General features: G+C 66.2%; 18 protein-coding genes, 4 tRNA genes and 1 pseudogene. 15 read left to right on the top strand and 8 right to left on the bottom strand.

Annotated features, from left to right (window positions below):
• Positions 1-138: 138 nt before the first annotated feature.
• From AXA74_RS01940 to AXA74_RS01950, 3 genes are all read right to left on the bottom strand, one after another.
• A complete protein-coding gene (locus tag AXA74_RS01940; protein ID WP_032977646.1) occupies positions 139-1,362 on the bottom strand; it encodes a YeeE/YedE family protein in 1,224 nt (407 codons plus the stop codon).
• Between the two features lie 114 nt (positions 1,363-1,476).
• Positions 1,477-2,760, bottom strand: coding sequence for an arsenic transporter (locus tag AXA74_RS01945; protein ID WP_029579639.1), 1,284 nt, complete (start codon positions 2,758-2,760; stop codon positions 1,477-1,479).
• 2 nt (positions 2,761-2,762) lie between these two features.
• Positions 2,763-3,704 carry an AEC family transporter gene (locus AXA74_RS01950; protein WP_029579638.1) on the bottom strand — a complete coding sequence of 314 codons (942 nt, stop codon included), beginning with the start codon at positions 3,702-3,704 and terminating at the stop codon, positions 2,763-2,765.
• Positions 3,705-3,816: 112 nt separating this feature from the next.
• On the opposite strand from AXA74_RS01950, the gene AXA74_RS01955 reads away from it, so the two are divergent.
• The gene (locus AXA74_RS01955) at positions 3,817-4,266 is read left to right on the top strand and encodes a GNAT family N-acetyltransferase (protein WP_029579637.1); all 450 of its coding nucleotides are present in this window, start codon (positions 3,817-3,819) and stop codon (positions 4,264-4,266) included.
• A gap of 96 nt (positions 4,267-4,362) precedes the next feature.
• Here the strand turns inward: AXA74_RS01955 and AXA74_RS01960 are convergent.
• A tRNA-Leu gene (locus AXA74_RS01960) sits at positions 4,363-4,447 on the bottom strand.
• A gap of 150 nt (positions 4,448-4,597) precedes the next feature.
• Positions 4,598-4,682, bottom strand: a tRNA-Leu gene (locus AXA74_RS01965).
• Between the two features lie 156 nt (positions 4,683-4,838).
• Between AXA74_RS01965 and AXA74_RS01970 the strand changes: the two genes are divergently transcribed.
• A complete protein-coding gene (locus tag AXA74_RS01970) occupies positions 4,839-5,465 on the top strand; it encodes a tRNA-uridine aminocarboxypropyltransferase (RefSeq protein ID WP_032977667.1) in 627 nt (208 codons plus the stop codon).
• A 163-nt stretch (positions 5,466-5,628) separates the two neighbouring features.
• On the opposite strand, the gene AXA74_RS01975 is transcribed toward AXA74_RS01970, so the two are convergent.
• Positions 5,629-5,713, bottom strand: a tRNA-Leu gene (locus tag AXA74_RS01975).
• A 130-nt stretch (positions 5,714-5,843) separates the two neighbouring features.
• On the opposite strand from AXA74_RS01975, the gene rnr reads away from it, so the two are divergent.
• From rnr to AXA74_RS02035, 13 genes and pseudogenes are all read left to right on the top strand, one after another.
• Positions 5,844-8,318 carry a ribonuclease R gene (gene rnr / locus AXA74_RS01980; RefSeq protein WP_126623590.1) on the top strand — a complete coding sequence of 825 codons (2,475 nt, stop codon included), beginning with the start codon at positions 5,844-5,846 and terminating at the stop codon, positions 8,316-8,318.
• Positions 8,319-8,427: 109 nt separating this feature from the next.
• Positions 8,428-9,168, top strand: coding sequence for a 23S rRNA (guanosine(2251)-2'-O)-methyltransferase RlmB (gene rlmB / locus AXA74_RS01985; protein ID WP_029579634.1), 741 nt, complete (start codon positions 8,428-8,430; stop codon positions 9,166-9,168).
• 51 nt (positions 9,169-9,219) lie between these two features.
• Positions 9,220-10,464 carry a cystathionine gamma-synthase family protein gene (locus AXA74_RS01990; RefSeq protein WP_029579633.1) on the top strand — a complete coding sequence of 415 codons (1,245 nt, stop codon included), beginning with the start codon at positions 9,220-9,222 and terminating at the stop codon, positions 10,462-10,464.
• A 326-nt stretch (positions 10,465-10,790) separates the two neighbouring features.
• Positions 10,791-11,063, top strand: coding sequence for an HU family DNA-binding protein (locus AXA74_RS01995; protein WP_005012769.1), 273 nt, complete (start codon positions 10,791-10,793; stop codon positions 11,061-11,063).
• A gap of 113 nt (positions 11,064-11,176) precedes the next feature.
• A tRNA-Val gene (locus tag AXA74_RS02000) sits at positions 11,177-11,252 on the top strand.
• A gap of 264 nt (positions 11,253-11,516) precedes the next feature.
• Complete coding sequence (locus AXA74_RS02005; RefSeq protein WP_029579632.1) at positions 11,517-12,302, top strand: energy transducer TonB; 786 nt, start codon at positions 11,517-11,519, stop codon at positions 12,300-12,302.
• A gap of 21 nt (positions 12,303-12,323) precedes the next feature.
• A complete protein-coding gene (locus AXA74_RS02010; RefSeq protein ID WP_029579631.1) occupies positions 12,324-13,235 on the top strand; it encodes a MotA/TolQ/ExbB proton channel family protein in 912 nt (303 codons plus the stop codon).
• Positions 13,235-13,705: an ExbD/TolR family protein gene (locus tag AXA74_RS02015; protein WP_032977649.1), complete on the top strand. Its 471-nt coding sequence runs from the start codon at positions 13,235-13,237 to the stop codon at positions 13,703-13,705. The genes AXA74_RS02010 and AXA74_RS02015 overlap by 1 nt, the downstream gene beginning before the upstream one ends.
• A gap of 99 nt (positions 13,706-13,804) precedes the next feature.
• Positions 13,805-14,476 carry a response regulator gene (locus AXA74_RS02020; RefSeq protein WP_029579629.1) on the top strand — a complete coding sequence of 224 codons (672 nt, stop codon included), beginning with the start codon at positions 13,805-13,807 and terminating at the stop codon, positions 14,474-14,476.
• 50 nt (positions 14,477-14,526) lie between these two features.
• Positions 14,527-15,648, top strand: coding sequence for a sensor histidine kinase (locus tag AXA74_RS02025; RefSeq protein ID WP_029579628.1), 1,122 nt, complete (start codon positions 14,527-14,529; stop codon positions 15,646-15,648).
• Complete coding sequence (locus tag AXA74_RS02030) at positions 15,632-17,512, top strand: potassium transporter Kup (protein WP_029579627.1); 1,881 nt, start codon at positions 15,632-15,634, stop codon at positions 17,510-17,512. The genes AXA74_RS02025 and AXA74_RS02030 overlap by 17 nt, the downstream gene beginning before the upstream one ends.
• A 114-nt stretch (positions 17,513-17,626) precedes the next feature.
• A pseudogene (locus tag AXA74_RS24835) lies at positions 17,627-17,749 on the top strand (pentapeptide repeat-containing protein); the annotation flags it as partial.
• 27 nt (positions 17,750-17,776) lie between these two features.
• Positions 17,777-18,964, top strand: coding sequence for an FkbM family methyltransferase (locus AXA74_RS02035; RefSeq protein WP_029579626.1), 1,188 nt, complete (start codon positions 17,777-17,779; stop codon positions 18,962-18,964).
• Between the two features lie 67 nt (positions 18,965-19,031).
• On the opposite strand, the gene argG is transcribed toward AXA74_RS02035, so the two are convergent.
• Positions 19,032-20,369, bottom strand: coding sequence for an argininosuccinate synthase (gene argG, locus AXA74_RS02040; protein WP_029579625.1), 1,338 nt, complete (start codon positions 20,367-20,369; stop codon positions 19,032-19,034).
• Between the two features lie 97 nt (positions 20,370-20,466).
• On the bottom strand, positions 20,467-21,408 hold the full coding sequence (argF, locus tag AXA74_RS02045; protein WP_032956815.1) for an ornithine carbamoyltransferase: 942 nt from the start codon (positions 21,406-21,408) through the stop codon (positions 20,467-20,469).
• Between the last annotated feature and the right edge of the window lie 46 nt (positions 21,409-21,454).

The following is a 21,454-nucleotide window of genomic DNA, read 5'->3' on the forward strand; positions in this document are numbered from 1 at the left end:
CTCCGAGGGACTGGTTGCCGCCAACCATAACAGAATCTTCCGGCGTGGCCTGGGTCGCCGGGCCCAAGAAAAACACCCCGGGGCCTGGCGGGGTGTCCAGGCTCCGGGGGGCGGCTCTGTGTGGCGGGGACTTGCGGTTCAGCAGCTCGAATGCGCCGGGGTTTTTTCGACCGCCAGGCCGAAGTGGGGGCGCAGGCGCACGCCCAGGGCGCTGCCCAGGAAGGCGGCCGGCAGCCACAGCCAGGCATGCAGGCTGCCCGACAGGATGCCGCTGAAATAGGCCCCGATATTGCAGCCGAAAGCCAGGCGCGAACCATAGCCCAGCAGCAGGCCGCCGATGATGGCGCCGGCCAGAGAACGGGCCGGGACCTGCCAGACAGGGGCGAACTTGCCGGCCGCCGACGCCGCGGCCAGCGCGCCCAGCATCAGGCCGATGTCCATGACGGAGGTGACGTCGCGGGTGACCGGCGCGGCCAGGGCGGCCTGCTGCTTGCTCCAGTAGGCCCAGCTGGCGACATCGCCGCCGAAGGCATCGAGGATCTTGGCGCCCCACAGCGCGAAGGCCGAGGTGATGCCCCAGGGACGGCCGGCCAGCGCCAGCGTGGCGAAATTGAGGATCACCAGGGCCACGCCGCCCCAGACGAGCGGCCAAGGACCCTGCAGCAGCGTCGCCGGACGGCTGGTGCGCGCGGCCGAGGAAATCAGCTGGCCGTGGCGGCGTTTCTCGAGCACCGTGGTCAGCCAGGCGATGAAGGCGAAGACCGCCAGGTTGGCGATGAGCGCGGCCGGCAGGCCCCAGGTCTTGATCAGCGAGGTGGGCGGCAGCGCCGGCAGTCTGGACCACCAGGGGAAGTTCGCCGTGGCGATGACCGAGCCGATGATGAAGAACACCAGGGTGACGATCATGCGGGTATTGCCGCCGCCCACGGCGAACAGGGTCCCGGAGGCGCAGCCGCCGCCCAGCTGCATGCCGACGCCGAAGAGGAAGGCGCCCAACAGGACGGAGACGCCCGGCGGCGAGACCAGCCCGTTGATGGGCTGGCCAAAGAGGGTGCCCGCGGCCAGGAAAGGGAAGAACAGGATGACGCCGAAAGCCAACATGATCATCTGCCCGCGCAGGCCGGCGCCCCGGCGGTCGGAGACGAAGACGCGCCAGGCCTGGGTAAAGCCGAAGGAGGCGTGATAGAGGGTGACGCCCAGCAGCGCGCCCACGATCCAGAGCGCGCTCTGGCGCCAGCTGACGGCTTGCAGCAGGTAGACGGCGCCGGCCAGGACCAGAAGCAGGGCCACCAGGAGCGGCTTGCGATTGATCTGGATGGGGGCGGCCGGAGAAAGGGGCAGGACGGAGGCGGGTGTGCTCATGGTTCGGCGAAAAACGGAAAAGGGCGCTGGTGCGCCCGTCACGCCAGTGTAGGCGGCATGGTAAATTTCAAAAAATAATAATTAATTGTTTTGATATATCCATAAGATATATCGCTACAGGCTCAGCCGCCAGGCCAGGGCCGCCAGCGTGGCCAAGAGCACCGGCACGGTCAGCACCAGCCCGACGCGGAAGTAATAGCCCCAGGAGATCACCAGGCCCTTGCGCGCCAGCACGTGCAGCCAGAGCAGGGTGGCCAGGCTGCCTATGGGGGTGATCTTGGGGCCGAGATCGCTGCCGATCACATTGGCGTAGATCATCGCCAGACGGCTGCTTTCGTGCGCGACCTGGGCGTCGGCGATGGACAGCGCGCCGATCAGGACGGTGGGCAGGTTGTTCATGACCGAGGACAGCAGGGCCGTGGCGATGCCCGTGCCCATGGCGGCGCCCCAGACGCCGGCTTCGGCGCAGCGTTCCAGCAGGCCGGTCAGGGCCTGGGTCAGGCCGGCGTTGCGCAGCCCATAGACGACCAGGTACATGCCCAGCGAAAACACCACGATATGCCAGGGCGCCTCGCGCATGATGCGGCGGGTGCCCACGATATGCCGGCGTCCGGCGATCAGCAGCAGGCCGGCCGCGCCCAGCGCGGCGATGGCGCTGACCGGCACGCCCAGTGGTTCGAGCAGGAAAAATCCCGCCAGCAGCAGGGCCAGCACGATCCAGCCGGCGCGGAACGTCAGGCTGTCGCGGATGGCGGTGCGCGGCGCCGGCAGGCTGGCCAGGTCGTAGCGCGGCGGGATGTCGCGGCGAAAGAACAGCCACAGCATGGCCAGCGACGCGCCCACGGCCACCCCATTGACGGGCACCATGATGGCTGCGTATTGGCTGAAGCCCAGTCCGAAGAAGTCGGCCGAGACGATATTCACCAGATTGGAGACAATCAGCGGGATGCTGCCCGTGTCGGCGATGAAGCCGGCCGCCATCACGAAGGCCAGGGTCGCGGCCGGGCCGAAGCCCAGGGCCAGCAGCATTTCCATCACGATGGGCGTGAGGATGAGCGCGGCGCCGTCATTGGCAAAGAGGGCCGTGACCGCCGCGCCCAGCAGCACGATAAGCACGAAGAGGCGGTGGCCGCTGCCCCGCCCCCAGCGCGCCACGTGCAGGGCCGCCCATTCGAAAAAGCCGGCCTCGTCGAGGATGAGGCTGGTGATGATGATGGCGATGAAGGTGGCCGTGGCATTCCAGACGATATGCCATACGACACCGATGTCCGAGAGCTGGACGACGCCGGTGGCCAAGGCCAGCGCCGCGCCGATGCAGGCGCTCCAGCCGACATTCAGGCCGCGCGGCTGCCAGATGACCAGGGTGAGCGTGAGGACGAACAAGGCGAGTGCGAGCATGGTCAGGCCGGGTGGAAGTGCTGGATCCAGGCCACCAGGGCCGAGATGGTGATGACCGACAGAATGGTCGACAGCAGGATGGCGCGCGACGTCGTGGTGGCCGAGCGGCCATAGAGCTGCGCCAGCATGAAAGGGCCGGTGCCGATGGGCAGCGCGCTCATGAGCACCGCGCACCAGGCCCATAGCGCGGGCATGGAAAATACCCAGAAGGCCAGCACCGCGGTGGCGGCGGGCTGCAGCAGCAGCTTGCCGGCCACCAGCCGGCCGACGGCGGCGCCGCCCGAGGCCGGTTGGGCCTGGGCCAGGAAAAGGCCGATGGTGACCAGGGCGCAGGGACTGGCCGAGGCGCCCAGCAGTTCGACATAGCGGTCCAGTCCCTGGGGCAGGGCGGGGCCCAGCCAGGACCACAGCGCGCCCGCCAGGGGGGCGATCAGCAGCGGGTTGCGCGCCAGCGCGCGGCCCACTTTATAGAGGGTGGCGCCCCAATGGCGCTGGCGATGCTGGTCGTATTCGATGAGGGCGATGGCGCAGCCGAACAAGGCGCAGGCAGTCAGCAGCGTCGTGATGATGGCCGGCGGCATGCTGGCCGGACCCAGCACGGCCAGGCAGAGCGGGATGCCCATGTACCCGGCGTTGGCGTAGGAGGCGGCCAGGCCTTCGATGCTGCGGTCGGTGAGACGGGCGCGCAGCCCCCCGGCCAGCATGGCCGTCGCAAAGGTGACGCAGATCCCGCCCCAGAACGCCGCGATGAAACCCCAGTGCAGCAGTTCGTCCAGCCTGGCCTGCGCCATGGCGCGAAACAGCAGGGCTGGCAGGGACAGGTAGGCGACATAGCGGTTCAGTGCCTCGGTGGCGCCGGGACCCAGCACGCGGGCGCGGGCGGCAAGCCAGCCGGTCAGGATCAGGGCAAAGACCGGCAGCGTGGCGTTGACGACGGCGGACATGGCGCTTGGCGGGTTTGGAAAAGCCGCCATTCTACTGAAGGCGCGCGGGGGCTTGGAGCCGGCCGTCGGGCCTGAGACAATCGCGGTACGACAACTTGCTGGAACCGCCGCCATGAGCACCCCGTCTTCTTATCCCGTCCGTATCGTCATCGGCACCTGGGACCGTCTGCGCGAACACGCCACCGAGGTGCGCCACGAGGTTTTCGTGCTGGAGCAGAAGGTGCCGCCGGAGGTCGAGCTCGACGACGAGGATGCGGTGTCGGTGCATGCGGTGGCCTACGACTCCCAGGGGCGGCCCGTGGGCACCGGCCGCCTGTTGCCGGATGGCCACATCGGGCGCATGGCGGTGCGCAAGCCGGCGCGCGGCTCCGGCGTAGGCGGCCAGATCCTCGACGCCCTGATCGAGCAGGGGCACGGCGACGGCCATCGCATGCTGGTCCTGCATGCGCAGACCCATGCCAAGGCCTTTTACGAAGCCCATGGCTTTCAGGCCGACGGCGACGAGTTTGTCGAGGCCGGCATCGCGCATGTCGTCATGACGCGGGAGCTTGCGCGCGCCTGATGCGCCGCGGGCCCGCAAAGCAAAGACCCCGGAGGCTTGCGCATCCGGGGTCTTTCACTTTCTTGGCGTACCGCGAAGTCTTCGCGGTATCTGTATTGGTGCCCAGGAGAGGACTCGAACCTCCACACCTTGCGGCACATGGACCTGAACCATGCGCGTCTACCAATTCCGCCACCTGGGCATGAGCTGTGATGCCTGCATCGTTCCGCTCACAGTCAAACGGACGACCATGCTGTTTTGTGCCGGGCATGAGCCGGCGATCCTGAAAGAAAAAACCCGAAGATGATTCGGGTTTTTTGGCGCATCGTGCGGATCATCACGATGTTGATATTGGTGCCCAGGAGAGGACTCGAACCTCCACACCTTGCGGCACATGGACCTGAACCATGCGCGTCTACCAATTCCGCCACCTGGGCTCTGTTGATTTCACGTCGCCGTGTCATCAGCAGGACGCGAATTATGCACACTTTTCGGGGGGTGTGCAAGTTGCCCGCAAAAAAAGTGGGCGGATGAGGCGGGCGGGTATGCTTATAGCCTGGCCGCCGCTTCCTGTCTTTTGCCATCCGCGTTCCATGTCCCGTCCGCATTGCGTCCGTTGCGAGCGTCCGCTCTCGCATTGCCTGTGCTCTCTCGTTCCCAAGCTGGAGTCGGATACACGGGTCCTCATCCTCCAGGACCCTCGCGAGGCCGGGCATGCGCTGAATACCGCCCGGCTGGCCTGGCTGGGCCTGGCGCGCGCGGCGCGGGTGGTGGCCGAGCATTTCGACGAAGCGCTTTGGACGCGGCCGGGATGGCAGGCTTATCTGTTGTTTCCGGGGCAGGATGCCAGGCCCGCGGCGCCCGCCGCGCCAGAGGCGCCACGGCGCCTGCTGATTGTGCCGGACGCGACCTGGCGCCGGGCGCGCGCCATGGTCGCGCGCCACCCCGCGCTGGCCGCGCTGCCCCGGCTCGGCCTGCCGGCCCAGGGTCCGGGGCGCTATCGCGTCAGGCATGCCGACCTTCCGGGCGCGCTTTCCACGCTGGAAGCTGTCGCCGCCGCCCTGAATGCGCTGGAGTCCACCGATCGTTTCGATGCCTTGCTCGCGCCGCTGGAACGATTGGTGCAAGGGCAGATCGACGGCATGGGCCGCGCGCGCTATGAGGCGCATCATCTGCGACGCGAGGGCAGCCGCGCCAGGAAAGAGCGGGCCGGGGGGTAGGGCGGGGCGGCGTGGATAACGCCGCCCGCAAGCAGGGCAGGGGCCGGCCAAAAAACAAAACCCCGGCACGCTTGCGCGGCACGGGGTTCCGGGTAGGCAGCATATCCTGCCTGTATCGCTTATTTATCAGGCAGTTTGCGGGCAAACTGCCTGAAGGAAACTGTGGTGCCCAGGAGAGGACTCGAACCTCCACACCTTGCGGCACATGGACCTGAACCATGCGCGTCTACCAATTCCGCCACCTGGGCACTGTGCCTGACAACATTTTTGCGGTGGATTTCACGTAGACTAGCTACTTCGCAAAAAAGCTGTGTTTGGCTTTCAGTGTCGCACTGGGCTGGCCACAGAAGCTGCGCATTATATACGGGATTTTCAGCTTTGGCAAAACGATCGAATAACGACGCGAACAAAAATAATAGATCTACACCGGTCCTGCCCGATGCTCCGCCGGACTTCGATCCGGACGTCCCGTCGCGCGAAGAGATCCTGAATGCCTTGCGCACCGCCGGCGCGCCGTTGTCGCCCGCCGAGCTGGCCCAGCGCATGGGCGTCGAGCGCGAAGCGACCGTGGTGGGTTTCGAGCGGCGGCTGGCCGCCATGGAGCGCGATGGCCAATTGCTGCCCAACCGCAAGGGCGTGCTGCTGCTGGCCACCAAGCTGGACTTTGTCGCCGGGCGCGTGCAGGGCCATCGCGACGGCTTCGGTTTCCTGGTGCGCGATGACGGCGGCCCGGACATCTTCCTGTCGCCGCGCGAGATGCTCAAGGTGCTGCACGGCGACCGCGTGCTGGTCAAGCCCTCGGGCGAGTACCGGGGCAAGCCCGAGGGCACCATCGTCGAGGTGATCGAGCGGCGCACCAACAAACTCGTGGGGCGTTTCCTGCACGAGCATGGGCTGTCCATCGTGGTGCCCGAAGACCAGCGCATCAAGCACGACATCCTGATTCCGCCGGGCGACACCAACGGCGCCCAGCATGGGCAGGTGGTGTCGGTCGAGATCATCGAGCAGCCGACCCGTCATACCCAGCCGCTGGGCAAGGTGTTCGAAGTGCTGGGCGAGATCGACGATCCCGGCATGGAAATCGAAATCGCGGTGCGCAAGTTCGATGTGCCCGTCGAGTTCTCCGAGGCCGCGCGCAAGCAGGCCGCGCGCCTGCCCGACAGCGTGCGCAAAAGCGATCTCAAGCAGCGCGTGGATCTGCGCGATGTGCCGCTGATCACCATCGACGGCGAAGACGCGCGCGATTTTGACGACGCTGTCTATTGCGAGCCGGTGGACCTGGGTACGGGCCAGCGCAAGCGTCCCGGCTGGCGGCTGCTGGTGGCCATCGCCGACGTCAGTCACTACGTGCGGCCCGGCGACGCCCTGGACGACGACGCGGTCGAGCGCGGCACCAGCGTGTACTTCCCGCGCCGCGTCATCCCCATGTTGCCGGAGTCGCTGTCCAACGGACTGTGCTCGCTCAATCCCAACGTGGACCGCCTGGTGCTGGTCTGCGACATGGTGATTCCGGCCACGGGGGCCAAGGCCGGCACGGTCACCGCCTATCAGTTCTACAGCGCCGTCATGCATTCGCATGCGCGCACCACCTACACCAGCATCTGGGAGGCCCTGCAGCAGCCCGGCGGGCCGGCCGCGCTGGCGCTGGGCAAGCTGCTGCCGGACGTGCAGCATCTCTACGAGCTCTACCAGCTGCTGGCGCAACAGCGCAAGAAGCGCGGCGCCATCGACTTCGAAACCGTCGAGACGCGCATCGTGTGCAACGAACTGGGCCGTATCGAACAGATCGTGCCCATGGTGCGCAACGATGCCCATAAGCTCATCGAAGAATGCATGCTGGCCGCCAACACCTGCGCGGCCGACTTCATGCAGCGCAGCAAGCATCCCGGGCTGTACCGGATCCACGAAGGCCCGACGCCCGAGCGCCTGCAGGCTTTGCGCGATTTCCTGCGCACCATGGCCCTGTCCCTGGGCGGTGGCGATACGCCCACGGCCAAGGACTACGGCGAGTTCCTCGATTCGGTGCGCGGACGTCCGGATTTCCCGCTGCTGCAGACCATGAGCTTGCGCTCCATGCAGCAGGCGGTCTACAGCCCGGACAACATGGGCCATTTCGGCCTGGCCTATCCGGCCTATTCGCACTTCACCTCGCCCATCCGGCGCTATCCCGACCTGCTCACGCATCGCGTCATCAAGGCCTTGCTGGCCGGCCAGCGCTATGTGCCCGACCTGCAGGCCCAGCCGGTGGTCATCGGCCGCAGCCAGCGCGAGCATGAGCATGCCATCTGGGAAAAGCTCGGCCTCATCCTGTCGGCCAGCGAACGGCGCGCCGACGAGGCCTCGCGCGATGTCGAGGCCTGGCTCAAGTGCTGGTTCGTCAAGGAGCGGGTCGGCGAGGATTTCAGCGGCACCGTCACCGGCGTGGCCAGTTTCGGTATTTTCGTGACGCTGGACACCCTGCATGTCGAGGGCCTGGTGCACGTCTCGGAGCTGGGCAGCGAGTATTTCCAGTTCAATGATTCGTTGCACGAATTGCGCGGCGAGCGCACGGGCATGCGCTACCGGCTGACCGACAAGGTGCAGGTGCAGGTTTCGCGCGTGGACCTGGAGGCGCGCCGCATCGAGTTCCGGCTGGTCAAGGGGACGAGCTACGAAGCCCTGCGCAAGCAGAGCACGCGCAATCCGGACGAGCCCCGGCGGGTCAAGAAAGCGGCCGCGCCCAAGCCTGCCGCGCTCAAGGGGCAGACAGCCAAGCAACGCCGCGCCGAAGCCAAGAAGGCCAACAAAGTGCCGGCCACGCCGGCCAAGCGGCCAGGGGCGGCCGCCAAGAAGGCGGTGCGCGGCCGCCATTGAGCGCCGGGCGCGGTAACATTGCGGGATTGCAAGGGGCGAGCCGTCAGGCGGCGCCCCGGCCCGCCGCCGTCGCGGCGGGATATCCTGTTTTTCAAAGGTAGTCATCACCATGGCGTCGACCCAGGTCCTGGCGGGGTTTCACGCAGTCGTCGCGCGTTTGCGCCACGCGCCCGAGTCCATCAAGGACATCTATGTCGAGGCGTCGCGCCGCGACAAGCGCATGCAGACGCTGATCGAGCAGGCCGAGCGCGCCGGCCGGCGCGTGCATCCCGTGCCGGCCGAGCGGCTGGACGGCATGGCGCGAGGCACGCGCCATCAGGGTGTGCTGGCCCTGGCCGACGAGCGTCCGCTGGCCGTGGGCGTGGACGAGGTCCTCGACGAAATCGAAGGCCCGGCCTTCCTGCTCATCCTCGATGGCGTGACCGATCCGCACAATCTTGGTGCATGCCTGCGCACGGCCGACGCCGCGGGCGTGCATGCCGTCATCGCTCCGCGGGACCGTGCGGTGGGCCTGAACAGCACCGTGCAGCGCGTGGCCTGCGGCGCCGCGGATACGGTTCCCTACATCATGGTCACCAATCTGGCGCGCACCATGCGCGAGCTCAAGGAGCGCGGTGTCTGGCTGGTGGGCACCGATGACCAGGCCAGCCATGACATGCACGCCGTGGACGCACGCCAACCCATGGCCTGGGTCATGGGCGCCGAAGGCGAGGGCATGCGCCGCCTGACGCGCGAGACCTGCGACGAGCTGGTCAATATTCCCATGCTGGGCTCGGTCGAGAGCCTGAACGTCAGCGTCGCCAGCGCGGTCTGCCTGTACGAGACCGTGCGCCAGCGCCGCGCTTCCTAACCCCCGTTTTTCCGCCACTTTTCTGCCGGCAATCCGGCGCCGGGCACTACCATGCACCAGAACGGCTTCACCACCACGATTCTCCATTCCGACCGCACGCAGGCCGTCGAGCACGGCGCGGTGCACAAGCCCATGCATCCTTCTTCGGAGTTCGCCTACGAAGATTCCCGCGAACTGGCGGCAGTGTTCCAGGGCAAGGCGGGCTTTACCTATGCGCGCCAGGGCACGCCGACCACCAACGCGCTGGAGGCCAAGATCAGCAAGATGGAGGGCGGCAAGGGCACGGTGAGCTTTGCGACCGGCATGGCCGCGCTGGCGGCGATTTTCACGACGCTGCTGCGCCGCGGTGATCACCTGGTGTCCAGCCAGTTTATTTTCGGCAACACCAACAGCCTGCTTGGCACCTTGATCGAACTGGGCGTGGAGGTGACGTCGGTCGATGCCACCGACGCCGAACAGGTGCGCGCCGCGCTGCGGCCCAACACCCGCATGGTGTTTACCGAAACCATCGCCAACCCGGGCACCCAGGTCGCCGACCTGGCCGGCATAGGCCGGATCTGCCGCGAGCAGGGCCTGGTCTATGTCGTGGACAACACGCTGACCTCGCCCTGGCTGTTCCAGCCGCGCGAGGTGGGCGCATCGCTGGTGATGAATTCGCTGTCCAAGTACATCGGCGGCCATGGCCATGCCTTGGGAGGGTCGGTCACCGATACCGGCCTGTTCGACTGGTCGGGCTACGCCAATATCTTCGAGACCTATCGCAAGGGGCCGCCCACCACCTGGGGCCTGACCCAGATCAAGAAAAAGGGCCTGCGCGACATGGGCGGTACCCTGGCCGCCGAGCCGGCGCACCGCATCGCCATCGGCGCCGAGACGCTGGCGCTGCGCATGGACCGGCATTGCAGCAACGCGCTGGCGTTGGCGCGCCTGCTGGAGTCGCATCCCGGTGTGGCCAAGGTCCATTATCCGGGCCTGGCCTCGCATCCGCAGCACGAGCGCGCCGGCGGCCTGTTCCGGCAGGGGCGCTACGGCGGCCTGCTCGGGGTGGAGCTGGCCGACGGCATCGATTGCTTCGATTTCCTGAACCGCCTGAATATCGTGCTCAACGCCACCCATCTGGGCGATACGCGCAGCCTGGCCCTGCCGGCCGCGCACACCATTTATTACGAGATGGGTCCGGAACGCCGGGCGCAAATGGGCATCGCCGACAGCCTTATCCGCGTCTCGGTAGGCATCGAAGACGAGGCCGACCTGCTGCACGATTTTGATCAGGCGCTCAAGGGATCGATGGGCTGAGGGCGCGCGCGCGGTGTTGCGCGCGCGGCATACGCTTAGCGTTTTTGTTTATTGCGCAAAGCGCTAAAAGCTAGTATTGGCGCGGCTTCTCGCTTGGTTAATGCTTGACAGTCTCAGTCGCCCGGGGCCTAATACGTCTCTGCGTCGCAGCTTTCCCGCAGCTTGAAAAAGCCTGCTCCGGGGCTGCGACGCAGCAGTTAAAAGGTTGTGCTTTTGCAGCGCAAGAAATATTAAATCGTCACTCGTCTGTTCTGGCGCGAGCCCAAGATCGGCGCTTTCGCGCTGCGCGGGGCGCGTAATTCATACCTTGTGAGGGGTAATTCTGAATGAACAAAACCGAACTCATCGATCACATCGCCAGCAAAGCCGATATCTCCAAGGCGGCTGCCGGCCGCACGCTTGACGCTTTGATCGGTGCCGTCAAGACTACGCTCAAGAAGGGCGGCACGGTTACGCTGGTGGGTTTCGGCACCTTCGCCGTGTCCTCGCGCGCCGCCCGCACCGGCCGCAATCCGCGCACGGGCGAGACCATCAAGATCAAGAAGGCCAAGGTGCCGAAGTTCCGCCCGGGCAAGGCCCTGAAGGACGCCGTCAACTGACAGGCTGTCAGGCAAGTCGGAAGCTTCCCGGGGATTGCCCGTCATCGATTTGCCGACTCAGGCGCGGTTCGCTATACTTCGGGCCGCGCAAGACTTTGAGTGGCCCCGCGCATGGGTGCTTAGCTCAGTTGGTAGAGCGGCGCCCTTACAAGGCGTAGGTCACAGGTTCGACCCCTGTAGCACCCACCAAAGCTGCGCGTCAGGCTCAAAGCCCTTGGACCCCAGGTTCAAGGGCTTTTGTGTTTCTGGCGTCCGCGCCCACGTCCGCCGGTCTTTGCGCGCGCAACCATTGGCCGGCGCGCCCGCCAAGCCGGGGCGGCGATGCCAAGCGGATTAAACTTGCGAATCATTCGCATTTGATATATCGTGGGGGACTTGGAAACGCCAGCGAGTGGCCGGGGACAACGATCCTGGTTGCGTGCTGGCGTACTCGTTAATGTTTCTGGCTGATTCATGCCTAGCCTTCAATACGGTTGGACTACTACCCCGCAGGCGTCCATGGGGTTGCGTGTGGGAGCCGGCATCGCCGTGCTTGCCGTGCACGCGGCGGTGATCGGAGCCATCTTCCTGAACCACACCGAAGCACCCGTCATGCTCGAGCAGGAGCCTGTCATGGTGAGCGTCATCGAGGCTCCCGTCCCTCAGGTCGCCAAGGCCGAGCCCAATCCCGAGCCTCCCGTCGAAGAGACGCCGCCGCCCGAACCGGTGGTCGAGCCCCCGCCGCCCGAGCCCGAACCCGAGCTCAAGCCCGAGCCGGAACCCGAGCCCATCGTGGAAAAGGCGCCCGAGCCGGCGCCGCCACCCAAGCCCAAGCCCAAGCCCAAACCCAAGCCGCAGCCCAAGCCTCAACCCAAGACCGAGGTCCAGGCCGAGCCCAAGCCGCAGACGCCGCCGGCCGGCGCCACCGATGGCGAGCAGGTCACGCAGGCGCCCAAACAGGGGCCCGCGCCCGAAGAGCCGGTCTTCATGTCCAGCGTCGAATACCTCGGCGATCGTCCGGCGCCCAAGTACCCCTCGGACTCGATCCGGCGCCGCGAGCAGGGCCGCGTCATCGTGCTGGTCACGATCAATCCGCAGGGCTATGTCGACAAGGCCAGCATCGATACCTCCTCGGGATTCCGCCGGCTGGATAACTCGGCCCTGGAAGCCGTGCGCAAGGCGCGGTTCAAACCACTGACACGCAACGGGGTTCCCCAGACCGCCATGGCCAGGATTCCGTTCGATTTCGGACTTAAGTGATTCAAGCAAAAGGGAACTGAAATGTTCAACGCACTCCAAAACGCCATGATGGTCGTGGCCCAGGCAGCGGCCCCGGCCGCGCCCGCCGCAGGCGCGGCTCCGTCGGCCACGCCGCCGGCCGCCCCGCCGGCCGCCCCGGAAGCCTTGCAGCAGGCGGCCACGGCCCTGAACGCCGCGCCCGCGCCCGCGCCGGACATGGGCTTTCTGCATTTCGTGGCCCAGAGCGATTTTGTCGGCAAGACGCTGTTCATCATCCTCATCCTGATGTCGCTGGTGACCTGGTATCTCATCGTGGTCAAGGCCTTCAGCAACCTGCGCATGCGCAAGCGCGCGGCCAATTTCCTGAACCACTTCTGGAATGCCAGCTCTTTGCAGCAGGTCGAAAACGAAATCATCACGCACGGCGCGCGCGATCCCTTCTCGCATCTGGCCAGCCATGCCATCCATGCGCAAAGCCATCACGCCAAGTTCGGCGCGACCAAGCTGGAAGAGGCCGGCAGCAACGGCGAGTTCGTGACCCGCACGATGCGCAAGGTGATCGACGAAGAGACCGCCAAGCTTGAAAACGGCCTGACCGTGCTGGCCTCGGTCGGTTCGACCGCGCCTTTCGTCGGCCTGTTCGGCACGGTCTGGGGCGTGTATCACGCCCTGGTCGGTATCGGCCTGTCCGATGGCGTGACCATCAACCGTATCGCCGGCCCCGTGGGCGAGGCGCTGATCATGACCGGCCTGGGCCTGGCCGTGGCCATTCCGGCGGTGCTGGCGTACAACGCCTTCGTGCGCAACAACCGTGTCTTCCTGTCGCGCCTGGATGCCTTCGCGCACGATCTATTCGCCTTCCTGACCACCGGCCAGCAGGTGGCCGTGTCGGATGGCAAGGTCCGCGCCCTGCGGCGCCAGGGCGCGCACGCCGATGCGCGAGGGAGCGAATAATGGCGTTCGGCAGCTTCGACAACAAAGGGTCGGGCGGCCACACCGTGTCCGAGATCAACATGGTGCCGCTCATCGACGTGATGCTGGTGCTGCTGGTGATCTTCATCATCACGGCGCCGCTGCTGGCGCATTCGATCAAGATCAACATGCCGCAGGTCACGGCCGAGCAGATCCAGGAAGATCCCAAGACGATAGACCTGGCCATCGATGCCAGCGGCTCGCTCTTCTGGGACGAACAGCCCGTCACCCTGGAAGACCTGCCGTTCCGCTTCCAGGCGGTGGCGGGTGACAAGCCCCAGCCGGAGATCCGCATCCGCGCCGACCAGAACACCCGCTACGAAACCCTGGCCAAGGTCATGGCCTCGGCCCGCCGCTCCGGCATGAGCCGCATCGGCTTCATCACCACGCCGGCGCCCGCGGCGGCCGATCCGGCCGCCGCGCCCGGGCCCGCCGCCGTGCCCGCGCGCTGAGGGCAGGCGCCGGGGAGGCGGGCCTCCCCGGTGTCCATTCCGGGGCCACTCGCAGATTTCACTTGGGCGCGCGGCCCAGGTTCGCGCTAGAATCGCGGGATGCGAGTACTCGTAATCGAAGACGACACCACCCTGGGCCACGCGCTCCAGGAATTCCTGTCCGACCAGGGCTACGCCGTGGACTGGCTCACCGAAGGTGACAAGGTCCAGGGGGCGCTGGCGGGGCAGCCCTACGACCTGCTCCTGCTGGACCTGAACCTGCCCGGCCAAAGCGGCCTGGAGGTGCTGCGCCAGCTGCGCCAGGAGGGCAACCAGGTCCCGGTCCTCATCCTGACCGCCCGCGATGGCCTGGACGACCGCGTCGCCGGCCTGGATGCCGGCGCGGACGACTACGTCACCAAGCCGTTCGACCTGCCCGAGCTGGCCGCCCGCGTGCGCGCCCTGGGGCGCCGGCGCACCGGCCAGGCCCAGCCGCTGATCGAAGTCGGGCCCCTCGTGTTTGACACCGTGGGCCGCGAAGTCCGGGCCAACGGCCAGCGCCTGGCCTTGTCCGTGCGCGAGCTTTCCGTGCTGGAGATGCTCATGGCCCGCGTCGGCCGCGTCGTGACCAAGCGCCAGATCGTCAATTCCCTGTCCGCCTGGGACGCCGACTTCAGCGAAAATGCGGTCGAAGTCTATGTATACCGCTTGCGCAAGCGTCTCGAAGGCACTGGCGCCAGCATCCAGACCGTGCGCGGCTTTGGCTATATGCTGGACGTCGAAGCGGCTTGAGCCCGCCGGACGCCGGCCCGTGAGGGCCGGCGCAAACCGCTTCCCTCAACATGCCGGATTCCCAAACCGAACCGTTGCCGCAACCGCCAGGCTGGAAGCTGCCGTCCGGTTCGTTGGCGCGCCACCTGGTGGTGCGCCTCATGCCCCCCATCTTGTTGCTGGTCCTGCTGGACCTGGCGGCGACCTGGGTCATCACGCACAAGATCGATATGTCGGTCTGGATGCTGGAAGACTTCTTCTGGCTCATGGTGGTGGGCCAGGTACTGCTGATCGCCCTGTTTGCCGGCGTGATCATCCAGGGCGTGCGCTCGGGGCTGCGCTCGGTCAACCACCTGTCTGAAGAAATCCGCCTGCGCTCCATCGACGACATGCAGCCCATGGCGGTGCAGGGGCTGCCAGCCGAGATCGCCCCGCTGGTGACCCATATCAACGATCTGCTGCTGCGCCTGGATGCCTCGCTGGCCGCGCAACGGCGCTTCATCGGCCATGCCGCGCACCAGCTGCGCACGCCCTTGAGCGGGCTGCGGCTGGAGTCCGAGTTGATGCTGGCCCGTCCCTTGCCCGAGGATGTGCGGGCGCGAGCCGAACGCATCAAGGTCGTCAGCGACCGCATGATCCGCCTGGGGCAGCAATTGCTGGTCCTGGCCAAGGCCGATCCCAATGCGCGGCCGCAAGACCGTTTCGTACGCCTGGATCTCTGCGAATGGGTGCGCGCCAGCGGCGCCGAATGGATTCCGCGCACGCGGGCCTCGCAGGTCGAAATCGATCTGCTGGCGCCCGACCACCCGGTCTGGATCGACGGCGACCCCTTGCTGCTGGACGAGCTGCTGGGCAATCTCATCGACAATGCCTTGCGCTACGGGGCGGGCCGGATCACGCTGACCATCGGCGAGAATCCGCCCTCGCTCACGGTCGAGGACGATGGCCCGGGCATCGTTCCGGAAGAGCGCGAGCGGGTCTTCGAAGCCTTTTACCGCTCGCCCTCGGCCAGCGCGGACGGCTCCGGCCTGGGGCTGGCCATCGTGCGCGAAATCGCGCATGCGCACGGCGCCTGGTGGAAGCTGAGCAGCCGCCCCGAGTTCAGCGGCACGCGGCTTACCGTTGTCTTCCCAGGGCCCCGCAAGGGCGCCCAACTCACCCGCCACGAGCGCCCTTATGAGTCAGACCTCTGAAGCAGGCACCTCCCGGCCCATGGCCCTGATGATGGGTGCCCTGGGGGTGGTCTACGGGGACATCGGCACCAGCCCCCTGTACACGCTGCGCGCCTGCCTGACCGGTTTTGCCGATCTCGAGCCCTCCCATATCCTGGGCGTGCTGTCCATCCTGTTCTGGCTGCTCATGGTGGTGGTGTCGCTCAAGTACGTGACGCTGGTGCTGCGGGCGGACAACCAGGGCGAGGGCGGCACGCTGGCCCTGCTGGAGCTGGCGGTGCGCGGGCGCAGCGGCCGGATGCGTATGTTCCTCATCATATTGGGCATCTTCGGCGCCGCGCTCTTCTACGGCGACAGCATGATCACCCCGGCGATTTCCGTGCTCTCGGCCATCGAGGGCATCGGCGTGGTGTCGCACACCATGGATCCCTGGGTGGTGCCGGCGGCCATCGTGGTGCTCGTCGGGTTGTTTGCCATCCAGTCCCATGGCACGGGCGCGGTGGGCAAGCTCTTCGGGCCGGTGATGGGGCTTTGGTTCGGCACGCTGGCCGTCATGGGCGGCTGGCAGATCTGGCAGACGCCGGAGGTCCTGGCCGCGCTCAATCCGATGTGGGGGCTGCGCTTCATCATCGAGTTTCCCCTGATGAGCTTTCTGCTGTTGGGCGCGGTGGTGCTGGCCCTGACCGGCGCCGAGGCGCTGTACGCGGATATGGGCCATTTCGGCCGCCCGGCCATCCGCCGCGCCTGGTTCAGCATGGTGCTGCCCTCGCTCACGCTATGCTATCTGGGCCAGGGGGCCCTGCTCTTGCGTGATCCCACGGCCATCCGCAATCCCTTTTTCCTGATGGCCCCCGAATGGGGCCTGGTGGCCCTGGTGGCCCTGGCCACCGTGGCCACGGTGGTGGCGTCCCAGGCGGTGATATCGGGCGCATTTTCCGTCACCCGCCAGGCGGTGCAGTTGGGTTTCTGGCCGCGCATGCAGATTCTGCACACCTCGGCCATCGAAAAGGGCCAGATCTATTTGCCCCAGGTCAATGCGCTGCTCTTGTGCGCCGTGCTGCTGCTGGTGCTGGTGTTCCGCAACTCGGAGAATCTGGCCGCGGCCTATGGTTTCGCCGTGACCGGCACCATGTTGACGACATCGGTGCTGGCCTTTGCGGTGCTGCCCAGGGGGAGCGCGGGCGGCAGGCGGCTGGCCTGGATGATCTTGCTCGGGATCTTGCTGCTTATCGACGTGTTGCTGTTCGGCGCCAATATCTTCAAGATCCACGAAGGTGGCTGGATGCCGCTGCTGGTGGGCGTGATTGTCTTTACGCTGATGATGACCTGGCGGCGCGGCCGCCAGCTGCTGGCGGAGCTCCAGGCCCGGGATCGCCAGCCGCTCAGGGAGTTCATGGAGCAGCTGGAAGCCTATCCGCCGGCCCGCGTGCCCGGCACGGCCATCTTCATGACCATGAACAGCGGCAATGTGCCGCCGGCCCTATTGCACAACCTCAAGCACAACAAGGTGCTGCACGATCACGTCGTGTTTCTCTCCATCAGGGTGGCCGACGTGCCCTATATCCCGGCTGGCGGACGCTTCGAGGTCGCGCAGATCAGCCCGTCGAGCTGGCAGGTCATCATCCATTACGGCTTCAAGGAAGATCCGGATGTGCCCGATGCGCTGCGCGAGGTGGCCGAAGCCTATCCGGAAATCGACCTCGAACCCATGCGCACCTCCTTCTACCTGTCGCGGCAGACCGTGGTCTCGGCCAAGCGCTCGGCCATGTCGCGCTGGCGCCGAGCGGTGTTCGCCTTTCTGGCGCGCAACTCGACCCGCAGCACCAAGTTCTTCAAGATTCCGCCCAATCGGGTGGTCGAAATGGGCATGCAGGTGGAGCTCTGACGGGGGCGGAAACGGCTTGCCGTCTTCCATCTCCATCCTACGGCCAACGCCGCTCCGCCTGATTGTCGCCGCGTCACCGGCTGCCGCACACTCTCAAGACACTGCCGGCTCACTGACTGCCGGCTCACTGACTGCCGGCTCACTGACTGCCGGCTCACTGACTGCCGGCTCACTGACTGCCGGCTCACTGACTGCCGGCTCACTGACTGCCGGCTCACTGACTGCCGGCTCACTGACTGCCGGCTCACGTATGGAGGCCGGCATATGGTCATGGGAGATTGGCGCGAGCTCAAACGCCTGGGGGACGAGCGCATCGCGCGAGTGCGCGCGCTGGATGGGTTCTACGTGCTTTGGCCGCGCTATTGCAGCAACTGGACCCAGCATCTGCATGAAGTGGCGCAAGGGGCGACCTATCGTGCCGATCCCCGCTTTCTGGGCTTCTGTGAGGTCGGCGAAAAACCTAGTCTGGCCAATGCGATGACGCCGGTCCCGCCCAGCCAGGACGGCGCGATTTCGATGATGGAATATCTGCGCCAACGAAGCCGCAACCCCAATATCGGCTTGATGTGCTTGCCGGGCACGCATGGCGAGTGGGCGTTGTGGCAGGGCGTGCAGGGCAGTTTTGATTATCTGGCCCATATGGCCGCCAGCGGCGCCGTGCATACCTATGTGCCGGTGGCCGAAGAGCGCGAGCACTATATCGCCGAGATAGACAGCTACCTGGCCTTGATGGCCGAGATGGATCTCCTATCGCAGCAGACGCTGGCCGCGCGCATTCATGCCTATCTGGCGCTGGATCGCGGTCCCTTGCTGCGCTATATGATTTCCAGCGAGTACCAGTATTTCAACGGCGCCAGCCCGCATTGTTCTTTCGTGCCGCGCGAGCGCGAAATCTACGTCGATGTGGGAGCCAGCCAGGGCGAGCAGGTGGGGCGCATGGCCGGCCTGGTAGGGCCGGATTCGCAGCTATGGGCCCTGGAGCCCAACCGGCTGGACTTCGCCAGCCTGCGCAGCCTGTCCTGGCTCTTGCCTATCCGGGCCGAACGTGCCGTGGCGGGCGCCGAACATGGCGGCTCGGTGGACTTCTATACCGACCCGTCTTATCCCCATGGCTCGCGTTTCGTGCTGCCCTCGGATTCGGCTCAGTGGCGCGAGGCGCGCAAAGACTGGATAGAGGCCTTGCCGGCGGTTTCGCTCGATCACTTGGTGCCGGATCAAGCCACCATGATCAAGGCCGATGTGGAGGGCGGGGAGTTGGGCATCCTGCAAGGGGCTACCCGGCACCTGGCGCAGCCGCAATGCCGCCTGAGTATTGCGGCCTACCATTATCCCAACGACCTGTTGACCTTGAGCCGTTTTATGCGTTCGCTGGGCCGGCAGCGCCAATCCGTGCGCGGTCATCATGCGGGCGTGTGGGACATGGTGCTCTACGTGCATGAGGAAGCCGCCTAGCGGAGGGTGGCCGCGGGACGAAAAAAAAGCCTGGGCTGCGGCCCAGGCTTTTTTGGCCTTGCAAGGATTACTTCTTTTCGTCCTTGAGTTGGGGCAGGGCGGCATTGCCCGACGGGGCGAGCAGGCCGGTCTTCACGTAGGTGAAGAGCTTGTCGCGGGTGTCGGTGATGTCCAGGTTGCGCATGGTCAGCTGGCCGATGCGGTCGGCGGGCGTGAACGGGGCGTTCTCGACCTTTTCCATGGACAGGCGCTCGGGCGCATAGGTCAGGTTGGGCGATTCGGTGTTCAGCAGCGAATAGTCATTGCCGCGGCGCAGTTCGAGCGTGACTTCGCCGGTGACGGCGCGGGCCACCCAGCGCTGGGCGGTCTCGCGCAGCATGATGGCTTGCGGGTCGAACCAGCGGCCCTGGTAGAGCAGGCGGCCCAGCTTGCGGCCGTTTTCGCGATACTGCTCGATGGTGTCTTCGTTGTGAATGCCGGTCACCAGGCGCTCGTAGGCGATGAAGAGCAGGGCCAGGCCCGGGGCTTCGTAGATGCCGCGGCTCTTGGCTTCGATGATGCGGTTTTCGATCTGGTCGCTCATGCCCAGGCCGTGGCGTCCGCCGATGCGGTTGGCCTCCAGCAGGAGCTCGACCAGATCGCCGTACTCGACGCCGTTCAGGGCCACCGGGCGGCCTTCCTCGAAGCGCACGGTGACTTCCTCGGCCTTGACGGCCACGTCATCGCGCCAGAAGGCCACGCCCATGATGGGCTTGACGATGCGGATGCCGGAGTTGAGGAACTCCAGGTCCTTGGCTTCGTGGGTGGCGCCCAGCATGTTGGAATCGGTGGAATAGGCTTTCTCGGCCGACATCTTGTAGTCGAAGCCGGCGCGGCGCATGTACTCGGACATCTCGGCGCGGCCGCCGAGCTCGTCGATGAAGGTCTGGTCCAGCCAGGGCTTGTAGATCTTCAGGTCCGGGTTGGTGAGCAGGCCGTAGCGATAGAAGCGCTCGATGTCATTGCCCTTGAAGGTGCTGCCGTCGCCCCAGATGTTGACGCCGTCTTCCTTCATGGCGGCCACGAGCATGGTGCCGGTGACGGCGCGTCCGATGGGCGTGGTGTTGAAGTAGGTCAGGCCGGCGGTGGAGATGTGGAAGGCGCCGCTTTGCAGGGCGGCCAGGCCTTCGGCGGCCAGCTGGGCGCGGCAGTCGATCAGGCGTGCATTCTCGGCCCCGTATTGCATGGCGCGGCGCGGGATGTCTTCGTAGTCGGGCTCGTCGGGCTGGCCCAGGTTGGCGGTATAGGCGTAGGGAATAGCGCCTTTTTCGCGCATCCAGAGCAGGGCCGCGCTGGTGTCCAGGCCGCCGGAGAAGGCAATGCCGACCTTCTGGCCGGTGGGAAGGTTCGGGAGAATGGTAGTCATTGTGTGATCGAAAGCGTCAAAAGGCTGACGGCGGGGGCTCAAGCTGGCTATTTTAGCGCGTTTGCCCCCTGTCAGCCGGCGGGTCGGGTCGCAGGCCTCAGCGCAGTTCGCCCAGGAGCAGGAACTCCATCAGGGCCTTCTGGACGTGCATGCGGTTTTCGGCTTCGTCCCAGACCACGCTTTGCGGGCCATCGATGACTTCGCCGGTGACTTCTTCGCCCCGGTGGGCGGGCAGGCAGTGCATGAAGATGGCCTGCGGGTCGGCGGCGGCCATCATTTCGGCGTCCACGCACCAGTCGGCGAAGGCGGCGCGGCGTTCTTCGTTTTCGGCCTCGTAGCCCATGCTGGTCCAGACATCGGTGGTGACCAGGTGCGCGCCCTGGCAGGCCTGCATGGGGTCCTTGAATTGCTTGAGCACCGACGCCGGCGGGTTGCCGACCCGGGCCGGGTCGAGTTCGTAGCCGGCGGGGGTGGACACATGCAACGTGAAGCCGAGCATCTCGGCGGCTTGCAGCCAGGTGTAGGACATGTTGTTGGCGTCGCCCACCCAGGCGACGATCTTGCCGGCGATGGGGCCGCGGTGTTCGATATAGGTGAACAGGTCGGCCAGGATCTGGCAGGGGTGGTATTCGTTGGTCAGGCCGTTGATGACGGGCACCCGCGAATGCGAGGCAAAGCGCTCGATGCGGGTCTGCTCGAAGGTGCGGATCATCACGATGTCGACCATGCGCGAGATCACGCGCGCGGTGTCCTCGATGGGCTCGGCGCGGCCGAGCTGCGAGTCATTGGAGGTCAGGTTGATGACCGAGCCGCCCATCTGGTACATGCCGGCCTCGAAGGAGACGCGGGTGCGCGTGCTGGCCTTCTCGAACACCATGGCCAGCGTGCGGTCGTGCAGCGGCATATGGGGCTCATAGCGCTTGAACTTGTCCTTGATGATGCGGGCGCGGTCCAGGACGTAGCCGATCTCGGCGGCGGTGAGGTCTTTGAACTGCAGGAAATGCCGCAGGGGGCCGTTTTGCGTCGTGGGAGGAGTCATGGTGAGGTCACAGGTCGATGGGCGGCGGCACGGCTCGTGGCCGCGC

Origin of the sequence: Bordetella hinzii LMG 13501, assembly GCF_001548475.1 — a bacterium.
GTDB lineage: Bacteria > Pseudomonadota > Gammaproteobacteria > Burkholderiales > Burkholderiaceae_B > Bordetella > Bordetella hinzii.